We start from the raw sequence: 14,889 nt of genomic DNA, 5'->3' as shown, positions 1-14,889 counted from the left end.
ACACCTCGCTTACATCGGCGACAAATTAAGGAAGAAACGTTGCAGCCAGCCCATATTTTGCGCTTCGTTAATATAGCCGTTCCCGACATATTCAATCCGCGCATCCGCCACCTGTGTCGAGGGAACGGAGTTGCTGCCGCTGATGGTGCGTGGATTTACCACGCCGGAGAAGCGGATGAATTCCGTTCCCTGATTAATCGCGATCTGTTTTTCCCCCACGACGTGTAAATTGCCATTGGCCAGAACCTGATCGACGGTCACGGTCAGCGTGCCGCTAAAAGTATTGCTGGCATTCGCGCCGCCTTTGCCGTTAAAAGAGTTGCCGCCGGAGGCCTCCATATCCGCGCGGGAATTACCGAATAATCCCTGCAGATAACGCGGTACCGTATCAAAACCAAAACTGGTTTTGCCGTCGCGACTGGCATTTGCCGACGAGCTTTTACTGGCGCTGACGTTTTCCTGTAACACAATCGTGAGCGTATCGCCGATATTACGCGGTCGACGATCTTCAAAAAGCGGCTGATAGCCATAATTAATCGGCTGCGCAGACTGAAATATGGAGCCATTCGCCACCGGTACCGGGCCAGGTATCGGCTGCGCCGTGGTCGCCCCCTGCACGAGCGGTTTAGCGGGTATCCAGGCGCATCCTGTCAGCGTCGCGACCATCAGGGCCATAACTGGGTAAGCGTGAAGCGCGTATTTTTGCATTACCTTCATCTTCAAAATCAGGGAGCCGGTGGCGTATCCCCACCGGCGGCCCCTTAGAGTTGCGTCAGTTTCTGCAGCATCTGATCGGTCGTCGATACTGCTTTACTGTTAATTTCATAGGCGCGTTGAACCTGAATCATGTTCACCAGCTCTTCCGCCACGTTAACGTTCGACGTTTCGACATACCCTTGATACAACAACCCCGCGCCGTTGAGCCCCGGCGTGCTTTCGTTCGGCGCGCCGGACGATTGCGTTTCGATATAGAGGTTCTCGCCGATGCTTTCCAGCCCGGTGTCGTTCATAAAGGTGGTCAGGTTAAGCTGCCCGACCTGAACCGGCGCGGCCTGCCCCTGCTGGGTCACGCTGACCACGCCGTCGCGGCCAATCGTGATGCTTAACGCGTTGGCCGGAATGGTGATTGCCGGCTGCACCTGAAAACCGCCCGCCGTCACCAGTTGACCATTCTGATCCACCTGGAAAGAGCCGTCGCGGGTATAGGCAGACGTACCGTCCGGCAGCATGACCTGGAAAAAGCCCTGCCCTTTAATCGCCACATCTTTACTGTTGTTGGTCTGCGACAGGTTCCCCTGACTGTGCAGGCGCTCCGTGGCGACCGGACGTACGCCGGTACCGATTTGCAGCCCGGAAGGCAGCGTCGTCTGCTCGGACGACTGCGCGCCCGGCTGGCGGATGGTCTGATACAACAGATCTTCAAATACCGCGCGCTGACGCTTAAAACCATTGGTGCTGACGTTTGCCAGGTTATTGGCAATCACATCCATATTGGTTTGCTGCGCGTCCAGACCGGTTTTGGCGATCCATAATGAACTGATCATAAAATGTCCTGTATTAACTCATCGACAGCAGTTGGTTAGCTCGCCCTTCGTTCTCATCTACGCTGGTGATAACCTTCATCTGCATTTCAAAACGACGTGCGTTGGCGATCATGTCGGTCATGGCTTCAACCGGCTTGACGTTACTGCCCTCCAGCACGCCCGACATAATGCGAATTGACGGGTCGGCGGCCAGTACCGCCCCGCGTTCAGCCTGTGCCTCGGCGGTAAGGCGGAATAAACCGTCATCGCTCCGCTGCACCTCATTGCCTTCCGCTTTGACCAGCTTCAGTCGCCCAACGGGCGCCACCGTGTTTGGCGGGTCGCCGGGATTGAGCGCGGAGATCGTGCCGTCTGCCGCAATGGTGATTTCCGACCCTTCAGGAACGGTAATCGGGCCGCCTTCGCCGATAACCGGATGTCCCTGAATGGTTAACTGCCCGGTCGGACCCACCTGGATATTCCCGTTACGGGTATATCCTTCAGCGCCATCCGCCGCTTGCACTACCAGCCAGCCGTCCTGCTGTAACGCGACATCCAGCGGACGGGAGGTGTAGTCCAACTGACCCGGGGTCATATCCGCCCCCGGCGTCGACGCCGTAACCAGCGTGCGCGTTGCTAAAGAGAGGCCATCAACGGGCACCGCGCGTAACGCGTTAAGCTGCGCGCGAAAGCCCGGCGTTGAGGCATTAGCCAGGTTGCTGGCCGTTACCGCCTGCTGGTTAAGCGTCTGGCTGGCCGCCCCCATAGCGGTATAAATTGCGTGATCCATTAAGCTATCCCGTCAGGCGCTTAGCGCAGGTTAACCAGCGTATTGAGGATCTGGTCCTGGGTTTTGATGGTCTGCGCATTCGACTGGTAGTTACGCTGCGCGACGATCATATTCACCAGCTCTTTACTCAAATCCACGTTAGAGGCTTCCAGCGCGCCGTTCGTCAGCTTACCGAAGTTGCCGGAACCGGCAGTCCCCAGCAGCGCTACCCCGGAGGCCTGCGTCGCCGCCCAGACGTTATCGCCCTGGGATGCCAGACCTTCGTTGTTGGCGAAGTTAGCCAGCACAATCTGCCCCAGCACCTGCTCCTGCTCGTTGGAATAGTTGCCAACTACGGTGCCATCGTTGTTAATCTGGTAGCTCACCAGGTCGCCAGGCTTATAGCCGTTTTGATTGGTGGCGACGATGTTGTTAGCCCCGGTGTTCTGCTGCATGGAGTTAAGGAAGCTGAGGGAGAAGGTGGCCGCTGTCGCGCCATTAATCGTACCGGTGGTGATGTTCACCGTACCGCCAGACTCCAGAATCCCGTTTTCATTGAATTTCAGCGTAGTGGACGCCGTTGTTGGCGCTGTGGCTGCAGGATCGCTGCTGTCATGGGTGTACACGGCCCATTCATTATCTTTGGTTTTCACAAAATAGACGTTCATGTCATGGGCATTACCCTGGCTGTCATAAACGGTGACGGTGCCTTTTTTGTTATACGAATCCGCATCACTCACGCTAAAGGGCGTTTTAGACGGCACAGGGTCCGTCGAGTTCAGGTTGATCTGCATTGACGCGGTGGTGGTCGATTTCGCCGCCATCAGCGTGTTCGGAATGGTGATCGGCGCAGGATTCGCCCCCTGCTGAATGGTCGGCGGCGTACCGGTGGCCGGATAGCCGGTCAACTGCATCCCCTGCATATTGACCAGGTTACGGTTCTCGTCCAGTTTGAACTGGCCGTTGCGGCTATAGAACACGGAGCCGTTGCTGTCTACCAGGCGGAAAAAACCGTTCTGGCTAATCGCGACATCCAGCCCGCGCCCGGTGTTCGTTGTCGTACCGTCGGTAAAATCCTGGGTAATCCCCGCCACTTTTACGCCCAGCCCCACTTTGGAACCGGCAAACATATCGGCAAATGATGCCGTACCGGACTTAAAGCCATAGGTGGCGGAGTTGGCGATGTTATTACCGATAACATCAAGGTTGGTGGCCGCAGCGTTCAGGCCGCTAACCGCTTGAGAAAAAGACATGACTGACTCCTGATAAGTGTAAGGGCTTAGATTATTTGCCGAACTTCGTCGAGTGTGGTGGTGCCGTAGGTACCCAGATCCAACAGGTTGCCGTTACTGCCCTTCGTCACGCCCTGTACCAGAGCGAATTGCAGCGGCTGCGCCACCAGTTGCGTCCCGCCATTGCTGGCGGTAATCGCAATGTTGTAAGAACCATTCGGTACCGTTGTTCCGTCCGTTTGCTTACCATCCCAGGTAAAGGTGTGTACCCCGGCTCGCAACTCACCGATCTCCAGCGTCCGTACCACCCGGCCATCTTTATCGGTAATGGTTGCCGTCACTTTGTCCGCAGGCTGTTGCAATTCCACGCCAAACGGCGTCGTGGACGTCACGGCCCCTTCTTCCGCGCCTTTACCCGCCAGAATTGTGGTGCCAGGCACCATAACGCCATGCCCAATCAGCGTGGTCGCCTGTAGGGACTGACTATTATCGATTTGCCCGGAAATAGCCCCCAGCGTCGTATTCAGTTTTTCAATGCCGCTCACGGTACTGATTTGCGCCAACTGTGTCGTTAACTCATTATTTTGTAATGGGTTAGTCGGGTCCTGGTTCTTCAATTGCGCGACCAGTAAGGTCAGGAAACTGCTTTGCAGATCGGCAGCGTTGCTTCCGGTCATCGACCCGCTGCCGGTCGTCGTTTTGACGCCCGTGTTGGTCGGGTCATTCATATTTACGGCAATAGACATACGCGCCTCCTTTACTGGCCTAATGTCAGCGTTTTAAGCATCATGCTTTTTACGGTATTCAGGACTTCGATATTTGCCTGATAGCTGCGCGAGGCTGACATCGTGTTAACCATTTCGCCGACCACATCGACGTTGGGCATTTTGACGTAACCATTAGCGTCCGCCAGCGGATTGCCTGGCTCATAAACCAGCTTTTCCGGTGCCTGACTTTCAATCACGCTGGCGACCTTTACCCCGCCAGTGGCTTGACCCGGCGCGGCGTCCACCTGAAAAACCACCTGTTTGGCGCGATAAGGCTGTCCGTCCGGGCCGGTGACGCTATCCGCATTCGCCAGGTTACTGGCCGCAACGTTCAACCGCTTGGACTGCGCGGCAAGCGCCGATCCGGCAATATCAAAAATGTTTAACAGCGCCACGAATTAGTTTCCTCCCTGTAGCACATTCATCATGCCTTTGAGTTGGCTACCCAGAACGGTAAGCCCCATCTGATATTTGAGACTGTTATCCGCAAACTGCGTACGTTCCCTGTCCATATCTACGGTGTTACCATCCAAAGAAGGCTGATCGGGTACGCGGTAAAGCAGATCCACTGCGGGAGAAGAGACCGCCTGAGCGGGAATATGGTGAGAGGAAGTCAACGTTAACGCGACGCCGCCGGTTTCTTCCCGTCCACGCACCATCACCTTTTTTAACTCACTGGCAAAATCAATATCGCGCGCCTGATACCCCGGCGTATCGGCATTGGCGATATTCGCCGCTAATATTTCCTGACGTTGCGCGCGCAGATTTAGCGCTTCCTGCTGAAATCGTAAGGCGGCATCGAGCCTGTCGAGCATATCTCCTCCGCAAATGGCAAAATTCAGCCGACAGTTTAAATGCCTTCACGCGCGCGTTATCGACGGAATAAACGCAAAATGCGTCGCTATTTATTGCGTTGATGCTTGCTTCACACGGGTAGAATCCTGTCATGACATCAACCAGGGGGAAGTACCATGCAAACGTTAAAACGAGGATTCGCCGTGGCGGCTTTGCTGTTCAGCCCCCTGACAATGGCGCAGGACATCAACGCCCAATTGACCACGTGGTTTTCCCAGCGTCTGGCTGGCTTCAGCGATGAGGTGGTTGTCACGCTCCGTTCATCGCCTAATCTGCTGCCGAGCTGCGAGCAGCCAGCCTTCAGCATGACGGGCAGCGCGAAGCTGTGGGGCAACGTCAATGTGGTGGCGCGCTGCGCCAATGAAAAACGTTATTTGCAGGTGAATGTGCAAGCGACCGGCAATTATGTCGCCGTTGCCGCGCCCGTCGCGCGCGGCGGAAAATTGACGCCGGCCAACGTCACGCTAAAACGTGGCAGGCTGGATCAGTTACCGCCGCGGACGGTACTGGATATCCGTCAGATTCAGGATGCCGTCAGTTTGCGCGATCTCGCTCCCGGGCAGCCGGTACAGCTTACGATGATACGTCAGGCCTGGCGCGTCAAAGCGGGGCAACGAGTACAGGTTATCGCCAATGGCGAGGGGTTTAGCGTCAATGCGGAAGGTCAGGCGATGAATAATGCCGCCGTCGCGCAAAATGCGCGCGTGCGCATGACATCGGGTCAAATCGTGAGTGGAACCGTCGATTCTGATGGGAATATTCTTATTAACCTATAATTGTGTAAAGATTTTGTCGCGGCTGCCGATGAGATATTCAACCATGATGGTAGCTGGCCGCTACAACGTAACCCTCGATGAGGATAAATAAATGAGCATTGACCGTACCTCACCTTTGAAACCCGTTAGCACTGTCCAGACGCGCGAAACCAGCGATACGCCGGTACAAAAAACGCGTCAGGAAAAAACGTCCGCCGCGACGAGCGCCAGCGTAACGTTAAGCGACGCGCAAGCGAAGCTCATGCAGCCAGGCGTCAGCGACATTAATATGGAACGCGTCGAAGCATTAAAAACAGCTATCCGTAACGGTGAGTTAAAAATGGATACGGGAAAAATAGCAGACTCGCTCATTCGCGAGGCGCAGAGCTACTTACAGAGTAAATAAGCGTATGACTCGTTTGTCAGAAATACTTGACCAGATGACCACCGTCCTGAATGACCTGAAGACGGTGATGGACGCCGAGCAACAACAGCTTTCCGTAGGCCAGATTAACGGCAGCCAGCTACAGCGTATTACAGAAGAAAAAAGCTCGTTGCTGGCGACGCTGGATTATCTGGAACAACAGCGCCGTCTGGAACAGAACGCGCAGCGTAGCGCAAACGATGACATTGCAGAGCGCTGGCAGGCGATTACCGAAAAAACGCAGCATCTTCGCGACCTCAACCAGCACAACGGCTGGCTGCTGGAAGGGCAAATCGAGCGTAATCAACAGGCGCTGGAGGTGCTGAAACCTCACCAGGAGCCGACCTTGTACGGGGCTGACGGTCAGACTTCCGTCTCTCACCGCGGCGGTAAAAAAATTTCTATCTAATCATTGCCGGATGGCGACGTTGCGCCTTTCCGGCCTGAATGCCTTGTAGGCCTGATAGCACAGCGCTATCAGGCACTGAATTTACGCCGTCCGGCGAACAAACTCTTTCACTTTAAAGCCCAGCACGGCAAGCGCGGCGAAATAGGCCGCGATACCCGCGATCACTACCGCCATCAAACGTAGCAAACGCCATAGCATCGACCCTTGCGACCACTCCGGCATAATATGCAACACGCCGAACAATACGGCGGCCATCACCAGTACGGAAATGATCAGACGCATCAGGAACCACATCCAGCCCGGTTGTGGCGTAAAGATATTCTGTTTGCGCAGTTGCCAGTACAGCAGCGACGCATTGAGACATGCCGCCAGACCAATAGAGAGCGACAGTCCGGCGTGTTTCAGCGGTCCAATAAACGCCAGGTTCATTAACTGCGTCATGATTAACGTCACGATGGCGATTTTCACCGGCGTTTTAATATCCTGGCGAGAATAGAAGCCCGGGGCCAGCACTTTTACGACGATCAAGCCAATCAGCCCCACCGAATAGGCGATTAACGCCCGCTGCGTCATCGCCGCATCAAAGGCGGTGAATTTACCGTACTGAAACAGCGAGACCGTCAGCGGCTTCGCCAGAATGCCTAACGCTACCGCGCTCGGCAACGCCAGTAAAAAGCACAAACGCAGCCCCCAGTCCATCAGGCGGCAGTACTCATCATGATTGCCGCTGGCAAAGCTTTTCGACAATGACGGCAACAGGATGGTCCCCAATGCCACGCCCAGCACGCCGGACGGGAACTCCATCAACCGATCGGCATAGTACATCCATGAGACCGAGCCGGAGGCCAGAAACGAGGCGAAAATGGTATTGATGATAAGGGAGATCTGACTGACGGAAACGCCCAAAATCGCCGGCCCCATCTGTTTGACCACCCGCATCGCCCCGGTGTCGCGAAAGTTAATGCGCGGCAGCACCAGCATACCGATCTTTTTCAAATACGGAAGTTGATACACCAGTTGCAGCACGCCGCCGACGGTGACTGCCCAGGCTAACGCCAGCACCGGCGGATTAAAGTATGGCGCGGCGAATAATGCAAAACCGATCATGCTGATATTAAGAAATGTCGGCGCAAAAGCGGGAATGGAGAAGCGATTCCAGGTGTTGAGAATGGCGCCAACCAGTGAAGCCAGCGAGATCAGCAGAATATAGGGAAACGTAATCCGCAGCAGTTGCGTCGTCAGCGCGAATTTATCCGCAGTATCGGCAAAACCCGGCGCGGTTACCATAATCACCCACGGGGCGGCCAGCATACCGGCCACCGTCACGACGGCCAATGCCAGCGTCAACAGGCCGGAAACGTAAGCGACAAAGATCCGCGTCGCTTCTTCACCCTGCTTGCTCTTATATTCCGCCAGGATAGGCACAAAGGCCTGAGAAAAAGCGCCTTCGGCAAAGATCCGGCGTAGTAAATTAGGGAGTTTAAACGCCACAAAAAAGGCGTCGGTCGCCATCCCTGCGCCAAAAATTCTGGCGACAATCGCATCACGGGCAAAACCCAACACGCGTGAAAACATAGTCATCGAGCTGACGGCAGCCAGCGATTTCAATAAATTCATTTCTTTTGTATTCCAGACCCTGGCGTAAAACTCCTGCATGGCTGATCCATCGACCGGATAACGCAACTTCTGCCGTATCCGGCTGTATCACCGCGCCTGACGACGACGTTAAAACGTCTTATCAGGCCTTACAGACTCCCCACGGTTTGCCATTATTCACTGTGAAAAGAGGTATTATGTAGAGTGGGCATATATACCCGCCATACTTCGAGCTGCATGTGCGTTGGCTTTTCTGCAACTCGAATTATTGAGGGTATAGTACCTGGATTACGATGAATTACTACCGCCAGATGTTACAGAGGATTATTCGCTGATGGCGTCCCGCCACAGCGCCTCCACGACGCGCTGGGCCAAAATCGCCTGCTCCCCCGCCGTTTCCGGAACCGTCTGATTTTGTACGCAGTCAATGAAATGCCGCGCGCATCCGACAAAACCACGCTGTTCAAGCGTCGTTTGCCAACCCGGAATGGGTTTGATGAGAATACCCTGCCCGCGCTCTTCGCGCCATTCACGCATATCCGTCACGTCATACAGCCCGCCGTCGGTGACGGCCTGGACCGATTCACGCTGACTTCCGGCGCGCCGGTGCATACTGGTGGTAATTTGTAGTTTGTCGGCGGAAAAATGATGTTCCGCATAGCACATTTCGCCGGACTCGCTGGTGAGCAACGTGCCGCTGGCAAGGCGCGCCTCGCCGCCCGCCAGCCACAGAGCGGTATCCACGACATGCAGATAGTCATCGAGCAAAGTAAAACGTAAGTCGTGCGGCCCGACGCTATCGGTACGATGTTTATCCATACGCAGTGACGCCGCAGTGCCGAGGCGCGTCTTCAGTTCGCGGTACAGCGGCGCGAAACGGCGATTAAAGCCAACCATCAGCGTCAATTTTTTTTGCGCCGCCAGCGCCACCAGCCGTTCGGCATCACGTAGATTTTCCGCCAGCGGTTTATCCACGCAAACATGGACGCCGGCATTGAGAAGTTCGCTGACCACGGCATAATGGCTTGCGGTACTGGAGTGGACGAAGACCGCATCGCAGCCGGACGCTAAATTCGCCAGCGAATCCACATACGGTATGCGCCAGCTTTCGCAGATACGTAAGGCTTTATCCCGCGAAGGAGACCAGGCGCCCTGTAACGTCCATCCGGCGGTGTTGGTTAATACCGGCAGCCAGGCCTTCTGCGCAATACCGCCTAATCCGACAATGCCAATCCGTAATGTTCTCACATTACTCCCCCAGGTGAGCTAACAAAGAATCCAGCCGCTGCTTTAACTCCGCCACTTCGCTTTCCAGCGCTTCGACGCGCGACTGAAGATCGCCCGACGCACTTTCCGGCGCAGACGTCTGGAGAGACAGTTCATCGACGTCGCCGCAAAAAAGGTGCATATAACGGCTTTCGCGCTTACCCGGTTCACGCGCCAGACGGACGACATACGGGCCGTCCTCACGACTGGCAAGCCGTTCCAGCGTGGATTCAACTTCCGCCATATCGCTGAATTCATGCATCCGCGACGCCCGACTACGCAACTCGCCGGGCGTTTGCGCGCCGCGCAGCAGCAGCGTAGTGACAAGCGCCACTTCCGCCGCGCTAAGTTTCAGATCGCCAAATTCGGAATTACAGAAACGCTGTTCATATTTGGTGACGCGGTTGCCAAACCCGCTGACCGTACGCAAAAAGTGGCGTTTCACCAGGTTATCGAGCTGTTCTTGTACCTCTTGTTCCGTCAGGTTCATCACCGGTTCACGGTTGGTTTTCTGATTACAGGCTGTCACCACCCCGTTGACGGAAAGCGGATACTGTTCCGGCGTTGTCACCTGCTTTTCCAGCAGACAGCCAATCACTCGCGCTTCAGTGGCGGTTAATTCATATTTCATCGTTTTCTCCCTTTGCCTCTCATTCCGTAAGCCGCTCAACGCCCCGGCGTCCATAACGGCGTGGTTAACGCCGTCAGGACATGGTCGCGCCATTGTCCATCAATCAACAGGTAATCTTTCGCATAGCCTTCTTTCTCAAAGCCAAGCCGCGCCAGCAACGCGCCGCTACGTTTGTTGTGCGGCATATAGTTCGCCATGATACGGTGGATATGCTGAGTGCGCTGCATATAGCGAATCGCAGCGGTTAAGGCTTCAAACATCAGCCCCTGCCCCTGCCACTTCTGCGCAATGGAATAGCCCAGATAACAGGCATGAAAAGAACCGCGCACCACATTGGAAAAATTCGCCACGCCGATAATTTCTTTTTCTTCCGGATCAAGTAGCGCGAAATAGAAGGCGGAGCCCTGTTTGTGAAATTCACCGATCATTCCCAGACGCGCCTGCCATCCTGAAGGATAACAATGACTTTCATCACGGACCGGTTCCCAGGGTTTTAAAAAATGACGATTTTCCGCGTAATAATCGGCCAGACGCCAGGCATCACGCTCATGCACTAAACGTACCACCAGACGATCGGTGGTTAAGCGCACTTTTGGCACGTTACTACGATAGCCAAACATTCTATACCTACTCCTTCCTGTAACGTCTTCAGCACGCCAGTAACATTACTATACCTGCGCAACCAGGCTCTGTGAAAAGCGCAAATCGTCATTTTTTGAATTGCTGCCACATTTTGATGAAAACTCTCGATTAAAAAGGACTTTTGATAAAAAAATATTGTCCCGCTAACGGTAGGAAAAAACGAAACGCCGCCGCAGAATAGAAGACGCTCATCTTTTATTTCCCGGGAGGGGAAATGTCGCGCGTCTCGCAGGCGAGGAACCTGGGTAAATATTTTCTTCTCATCGATAACATGTTAGTGGTGCTGGGTTTTTTCGTCGTCTTCCCGCTCATCTCTATTCGCTTTGTCGATCAAATGGGGTGGGCTGCCGTAATGGTAGGGATCGCGCTCGGCCTGCGCCAGTTTATTCAACAAGGTCTGGGCATTTTTGGCGGCGCCATCGCCGATCGCTTTGGCGCGAAACCGATGATTGTCACCGGTATGCTGATGCGCGCCGCCGGCTTTGCCACTATGGGTATCGCGCATGAGCCCTGGCTCTTGTGGTTTTCCTGCTTTCTTTCCGGTCTCGGCGGTACGCTTTTCGACCCGCCGCGCTCAGCGCTGGTGGTCAAATTAATTCGTCCGGAGCAACGGGGCCGCTTCTTCTCTCTGTTGATGATGCAGGACAGCGCGGGTGCGGTGATTGGCGCGCTACTGGGAAGCTGGTTGCTACAATACGATTTTCGTCTGGTCTGCGCGACAGGCGCTATTTTGTTCATATTATGCGCCCTTTTCAATGCATGGCTGCTTCCGGCCTGGAAGCTATCAACGGTCAGAACGCCGGTGCGTGAAGGAATGCGCCGCGTCATGAGCGATAAAAGGTTTGTCACCTACGTGCTGACGCTGGCGGGCTATTATATGCTGGCGGTACAGGTCATGTTAATGCTGCCGATTATGGTAAACGATATCGCCGGTTCGCCTGCTGCCGTGAAATGGATGTACGCTATTGAGGCGTGTCTCTCGCTGACGTTGCTCTACCCGATTGCCCGCTGGAGCGAAAAGCGTTTTCGGCTGGAGCATCGGCTGATGGCCGGTTTGCTCGTCATGTCGCTGAGCATGCTCCCCATCGGGATGGTGGGCAATTTACAACAGCTTTTTACGCTTATTTGCGCTTTCTACATCGGCTCGGTTATCGCCGAACCGGCGCGCGAAACGCTCAGCGCGTCGCTCGCGGACGCGAGGGCGCGGGGAAGCTATATGGGCTTTAGCCGTCTGGGATTAGCCATTGGCGGCGCGATTGGTTATATCGGCGGCGGCTGGTTGTTTGATATGGGTAAAGCGCTTGCGCAGCCTGAACTACCGTGGATGATGCTCGGTATTATCGGCTTTATCACCTTTTTGGCTTTAGGCTGGCAATTTAGTCATAAACGCACGCCGCGCCGGATGCTGGAACCCGGTGCCTGATTTGATACCTGTCGCTATCTCCTCCATACTGGTCAGGAACCGACAGTCAAATGGAGGAGAAACGTGAAGCTTTATATTTACGATCATTGCCCTTTCTGCGTTAAAGCCCGCATGATTTTCGGCCTGAAGAACATCCCCGTTGAACTTAACGTGTTACAAAATGACGACGAGGCGACGCCCACCCGGATGATTGGTCAAAAGATGGTGCCCATCCTGCAAAAAGATGATAGTCGCTACCTTCCTGAAAGTATGGATATTGTACATTATGTCGACAACCTCGACGGCAAACCGCTGTTAACCGGGAAACGCAATCCAGCCATTGAGGAGTGGTTGCGCAAAGTTAACGGTTACGTTAATCAGCTACTGCTGCCGCGATTTGCAAAATCCGCTTTCGATGAATTTTCTACCCCTGCGGCGCGCCAGTATTTTATCCGCAAAAAAGAAGCCTCATCTGGCAGTTTTGACAACCATCTTGCGCACTCTGCCGGACTGATTAAAAAGATCGGCGATGATTTACGTTTGCTGGAGAAACTCATCGTACAGCCTAACGCCGTTAACGGCGAATTATCGGAAGATGATATTCATCTGTTTCCGCTTCTGCGTAATCTGACGCTGGTCGCCGGTATTCACTGGCCGACAAAAGTCGCGGACTATCGCGATAATATGGCAAAGCAGACGCAAATTAATTTACTCTCCTCAATGGCTATCTAACGCCCGCCAGGCGGCAACCCTTTCTTGCCGCCTTTTTCAGCTTTTTCTAGTGGCGCCATGTCCGCTGGCGCGACATGCTGCTTTGTGTCAAGATTAGGGCACAGGCAACATGCTAAGGAACGCCATGAAAAAGTTTTTTTTTGCCGCTGCGCTGGTAGTTAGCGGCCTGTTAGTGGGTTGTAATCAACTTACTCAATACACCATTAGCGAACAAGAAATCAATCAAGCGCTTGAAAAACGGAATAATTTCTCAAAAGATATTGGTCTGCCCGGCATTGCCGACGCGCATATCGTATTGACTAACCTTGCCAGCCAGATTGGTCGGGAAGAGCCTAATAAAGTCACCCTTACTGGCGATGCCAGGCTGGATATGAATTCCCTGTTTGGCAGTCAAAAAGCGACGATGAAACTCAAGCTAAAAGCCCTGCCGGCCTTTGATAAAGAAAAAGGCGCCATCTATCTTCAGGAGATGGAAGTAGTAGACGCCACCGTGACGCCGGAGAAAATGCAATCAGTGCTACAAACGCTCCTGCCTTATTTAAATCAGTCTTTACGTAGCTACTTTAACCAGCAGCCCGCTTACGTGTTGCGTGAGGACAGCAGTAAAGGCGAAGCGTTAGCGAAGAAACTCGCGAAAGGCATTGAAGTTAAACCTGGTGAAATCGTTATTCCTTTCACCAATTGATTTCGGAGGGCGCGCTCGCGCCCTTTTTTTACGTGCAAACGAAAACGTTTCCGCTTATCCTTTGTTTCCGGCAAAAAGACTATTCCTCAGCCGGAGCTTATTAATGACTGCACCATCCCAGGTTTTAAAGATCCGCCGCCCGGACGACTGGCATGTTCACCTTCGCGATGGCGACATGTTAAAAACGGTCGTACCTTATACCAGCGAAATTTATGGTCGCGCTATCGTGATGCCGAACCTGGCGTCCCCCATCACGACCGTTGATGCAGCGATCGCCTACCGCCAGCGTATTCTCGATGCGGTGCCCGCCGGGCATGATTTCACGCCGTTAATGACCTGCTATTTAACGGATTCGCTCGATGCCGATGAACTGGAGCGTGGTTTCCATGAAGGCGTGTTTACTGCGGCAAAGCTTTACCCGGCCAATGCCACCACTAACTCCAGTCATGGCGTAACGTCAGTCGACGCTATCATGCCGGTACTGGAGCGGATGGAAAAACTCGGAATGCCATTACTGGTCCACGGTGAGGTGACCCATGCGGATGTTGATATCTTCGATCGCGAAGCGCGTTTTATCGACACCGTAATGGAACCGCTACGCCAGCGTCTGACCGCGCTTAAAGTGGTCTTTGAACACATCACGACCAAAGATGCCGCGCAGTATGTCCGTGACGGCAACGACTACCTGGCGGCTACCATTACGCCTCAACATTTAATGTTTAACCGTAATGATATGCTGGTTGGCGGCATTCGTCCTCACCTGTACTGTCTGCCGATTCTGAAACGCAATATTCACCAGCAGGCGTTACGCGAACTGGTTGCCAGTGGTTTTACGCGCGCCTTCCTGGGGACGGATTCAGCGCCGCATTCACGTCATCGTAAAGAGACCAGTTGCGGCTGCGCTGGTTGTTTCAACGCCCCCTCCGCCCTTGGCAGTTATGCCGCCGTGTTTGAGGAAATGAACGCGCTGGCGCACTTTGAAGCGTTCTGTTCACTGAATGGCCCGCAATTCTATGGCCTGCCGGTGAATACGGGGTGGGTGGAACTGGTTCGCGATGAACAACAGGTACCGGAAAATATCGCGCTGGCTGATGATTCGCTGGTGCCTTTTTTAGCGGGTGAAACAGTACGCTGGTCAGTAAAAAAATAAAAAATGCGCTTACTTGTTGCTATATATTGGATTTAACTGTATATATATCCA

At 54.1% G+C, this 14,889-nt stretch carries 18 protein-coding genes; 7 read left to right on the top strand and 11 right to left on the bottom strand.

Translation table 11 applies throughout. From position 1 onward, the window contains the following. Nucleotides 1–9: 9 nt before the first annotated feature. From flgH to flgB, 7 genes are read right to left on the bottom strand one after another with little or no spacing between them, the layout of a single operon-like run. Nucleotides 10–708, bottom strand: a complete 699-nt coding sequence (gene flgH / locus ACLJRE_RS04680) for a flagellar basal body L-ring protein FlgH (RefSeq protein ID WP_001174897.1) — start codon at nt 706–708, stop codon at nt 10–12. A 53-nt stretch (nt 709–761) separates the two neighbouring features. Further along, nucleotides 762–1,544, bottom strand: a complete 783-nt coding sequence (gene flgG / locus ACLJRE_RS04675; protein WP_000625851.1) for a flagellar basal-body rod protein FlgG — start codon at nt 1,542–1,544, stop codon at nt 762–764. 13 nt (nt 1,545–1,557) lie between these two features. Next, a complete protein-coding gene (locus tag ACLJRE_RS04670; RefSeq protein ID WP_000349278.1) occupies nt 1,558–2,313 on the bottom strand; it encodes a flagellar basal body rod protein FlgF in 756 nt (251 codons plus the stop codon). A 20-nt stretch (nt 2,314–2,333) separates the two neighbouring features. After that, a complete protein-coding gene (gene flgE / locus ACLJRE_RS04665) occupies nt 2,334–3,545 on the bottom strand; it encodes a flagellar hook protein FlgE (protein WP_000010567.1) in 1,212 nt (403 codons plus the stop codon). 26 nt (nt 3,546–3,571) lie between these two features. Next, nucleotides 3,572–4,270 carry a flagellar hook assembly protein FlgD gene (gene flgD, locus ACLJRE_RS04660; RefSeq protein WP_000020450.1) on the bottom strand — a complete coding sequence of 233 codons (699 nt, stop codon included), beginning with the start codon at nt 4,268–4,270 and terminating at the stop codon, nt 3,572–3,574. 11 nt (nt 4,271–4,281) lie between these two features. Next, a complete protein-coding gene (gene flgC, locus ACLJRE_RS04655) occupies nt 4,282–4,686 on the bottom strand; it encodes a flagellar basal body rod protein FlgC (RefSeq protein WP_001196448.1) in 405 nt (134 codons plus the stop codon). 3 nt (nt 4,687–4,689) lie between these two features. Beyond that, nucleotides 4,690–5,106, bottom strand: a complete 417-nt coding sequence (flgB, locus tag ACLJRE_RS04650) for a flagellar basal body rod protein FlgB (protein WP_000887043.1) — start codon at nt 5,104–5,106, stop codon at nt 4,690–4,692. Between the two features lie 156 nt (nt 5,107–5,262). On the opposite strand from flgB, the gene flgA reads away from it, so the two are divergent. The 3 genes from flgA to flgN all read left to right on the top strand — a co-directional run bounded on the left by flgA (nt 5,263) and on the right by flgN (nt 6,734). Beyond that, nucleotides 5,263–5,922 (top strand): flagellar basal body P-ring formation chaperone FlgA, encoded by a 660-nt coding sequence (gene flgA / locus ACLJRE_RS04645; protein ID WP_001194086.1) that lies wholly within the window; start codon nt 5,263–5,265, stop codon nt 5,920–5,922. A 91-nt stretch (nt 5,923–6,013) separates the two neighbouring features. Further along, nucleotides 6,014–6,307 (top strand): flagellar biosynthesis anti-sigma factor FlgM, encoded by a 294-nt coding sequence (gene flgM / locus ACLJRE_RS04640; RefSeq protein ID WP_000020893.1) that lies wholly within the window; start codon nt 6,014–6,016, stop codon nt 6,305–6,307. A 4-nt stretch (nt 6,308–6,311) separates the two neighbouring features. After that, nucleotides 6,312–6,734, top strand: a complete 423-nt coding sequence (gene flgN / locus ACLJRE_RS04635; protein ID WP_000197547.1) for a flagella biosynthesis chaperone FlgN — start codon at nt 6,312–6,314, stop codon at nt 6,732–6,734. 81 nt (nt 6,735–6,815) lie between these two features. Here the strand turns inward: flgN and murJ are convergent, their stop codons facing one another. From murJ to rimJ, 4 genes are all read right to left on the bottom strand, one after another. After that, entirely contained in the window at nt 6,816–8,351 is a 1,536-nt protein-coding gene (gene murJ / locus ACLJRE_RS04630) for a murein biosynthesis integral membrane protein MurJ (RefSeq protein ID WP_001537775.1), read from the bottom strand. A 303-nt stretch (nt 8,352–8,654) separates the two neighbouring features. Further along, complete coding sequence (locus tag ACLJRE_RS04625) at nt 8,655–9,578, bottom strand: Gfo/Idh/MocA family protein (protein ID WP_001259728.1); 924 nt, start codon at nt 9,576–9,578, stop codon at nt 8,655–8,657. A 1-nt stretch (nt 9,579) separates the two neighbouring features. After that, complete coding sequence (locus tag ACLJRE_RS04620; protein ID WP_000873047.1) at nt 9,580–10,227, bottom strand: YceH family protein; 648 nt, start codon at nt 10,225–10,227, stop codon at nt 9,580–9,582. A gap of 35 nt (nt 10,228–10,262) precedes the next feature. Next, on the bottom strand, nt 10,263–10,847 hold the full coding sequence (gene rimJ / locus ACLJRE_RS04615; protein WP_000468204.1) for a ribosomal protein S5-alanine N-acetyltransferase: 585 nt from the start codon (nt 10,845–10,847) through the stop codon (nt 10,263–10,265). Nucleotides 10,848–11,083: 236 nt separating this feature from the next. Here rimJ and mdtH point away from each other — a divergent pair, with 236 nt between their 5' ends. The 4 genes from mdtH to pyrC all read left to right on the top strand — a co-directional run bounded on the left by mdtH (nt 11,084) and on the right by pyrC (nt 14,838). Beyond that, on the top strand, nt 11,084–12,292 hold the full coding sequence (gene mdtH, locus ACLJRE_RS04610) for a multidrug efflux MFS transporter MdtH (protein WP_000092178.1): 1,209 nt from the start codon (nt 11,084–11,086) through the stop codon (nt 12,290–12,292). A gap of 63 nt (nt 12,293–12,355) precedes the next feature. Next, on the top strand, nt 12,356–13,003 hold the full coding sequence (gene grxB, locus ACLJRE_RS04605; RefSeq protein WP_023212473.1) for a glutaredoxin 2: 648 nt from the start codon (nt 12,356–12,358) through the stop codon (nt 13,001–13,003). A 124-nt stretch (nt 13,004–13,127) separates the two neighbouring features. After that, nucleotides 13,128–13,688 (top strand): lipoprotein, encoded by a 561-nt coding sequence (locus ACLJRE_RS04600; protein WP_000713053.1) that lies wholly within the window; start codon nt 13,128–13,130, stop codon nt 13,686–13,688. A 103-nt stretch (nt 13,689–13,791) separates the two neighbouring features. After that, complete coding sequence (pyrC, locus tag ACLJRE_RS04595) at nt 13,792–14,838, top strand: dihydroorotase (protein ID WP_000126587.1); 1,047 nt, start codon at nt 13,792–13,794, stop codon at nt 14,836–14,838. The last annotated feature ends 51 nt before the right edge of the window (nt 14,839–14,889 follow it).

Source organism: Salmonella sp. SAL04157 (genome assembly GCF_046551635.1).
Classification (GTDB): domain Bacteria; phylum Pseudomonadota; class Gammaproteobacteria; order Enterobacterales; family Enterobacteriaceae; genus Salmonella; species Salmonella enterica.
This window is presented reverse-complemented; position numbering and strand designations above follow the sequence as displayed.

Excerpts from the sequence above, each read along its gene's own strand:
- flgH (WP_001174897.1), bottom strand. The coding sequence starts at position 708 with ATGCAAAAATACGCGCTTCACGCTTACCCAGTTATGGCCCTGATGGTC.
- flgG (WP_000625851.1), bottom strand. The coding sequence starts at position 1,544 with ATGATCAGTTCATTATGGATCGCCAAAACCGGTCTGGACGCGCAGCAA.
- ACLJRE_RS04670 (WP_000349278.1), bottom strand. The coding sequence starts at position 2,313 with ATGGATCACGCAATTTATACCGCTATGGGGGCGGCCAGCCAGACGCTT.
- flgE (WP_000010567.1), bottom strand. The coding sequence starts at position 3,545 with ATGTCTTTTTCTCAAGCGGTTAGCGGCCTGAACGCTGCGGCCACCAAC.
- flgD (WP_000020450.1), bottom strand. The coding sequence starts at position 4,270 with ATGTCTATTGCCGTAAATATGAATGACCCGACCAACACGGGCGTCAAA.
- flgB (WP_000887043.1), bottom strand. The coding sequence starts at position 5,106 with ATGCTCGACAGGCTCGATGCCGCCTTACGATTTCAGCAGGAAGCGCTA.
- flgA (WP_001194086.1), top strand. The coding sequence starts at position 5,263 with ATGCAAACGTTAAAACGAGGATTCGCCGTGGCGGCTTTGCTGTTCAGC.
- flgM (WP_000020893.1), top strand. The coding sequence starts at position 6,014 with ATGAGCATTGACCGTACCTCACCTTTGAAACCCGTTAGCACTGTCCAG.
- flgN (WP_000197547.1), top strand. The coding sequence starts at position 6,312 with ATGACTCGTTTGTCAGAAATACTTGACCAGATGACCACCGTCCTGAAT.
- murJ (WP_001537775.1), bottom strand. The coding sequence starts at position 8,351 with ATGAATTTATTGAAATCGCTGGCTGCCGTCAGCTCGATGACTATGTTT.
- ACLJRE_RS04620 (WP_000873047.1), bottom strand. The coding sequence starts at position 10,227 with ATGAAATATGAATTAACCGCCACTGAAGCGCGAGTGATTGGCTGTCTG.
- rimJ (WP_000468204.1), bottom strand. The coding sequence starts at position 10,847 with ATGTTTGGCTATCGTAGTAACGTGCCAAAAGTGCGCTTAACCACCGAT.
- mdtH (WP_000092178.1), top strand. The coding sequence starts at position 11,084 with ATGTCGCGCGTCTCGCAGGCGAGGAACCTGGGTAAATATTTTCTTCTC.
- ACLJRE_RS04600 (WP_000713053.1), top strand. The coding sequence starts at position 13,128 with ATGAAAAAGTTTTTTTTTGCCGCTGCGCTGGTAGTTAGCGGCCTGTTA.
- pyrC (WP_000126587.1), top strand. The coding sequence starts at position 13,792 with ATGACTGCACCATCCCAGGTTTTAAAGATCCGCCGCCCGGACGACTGG.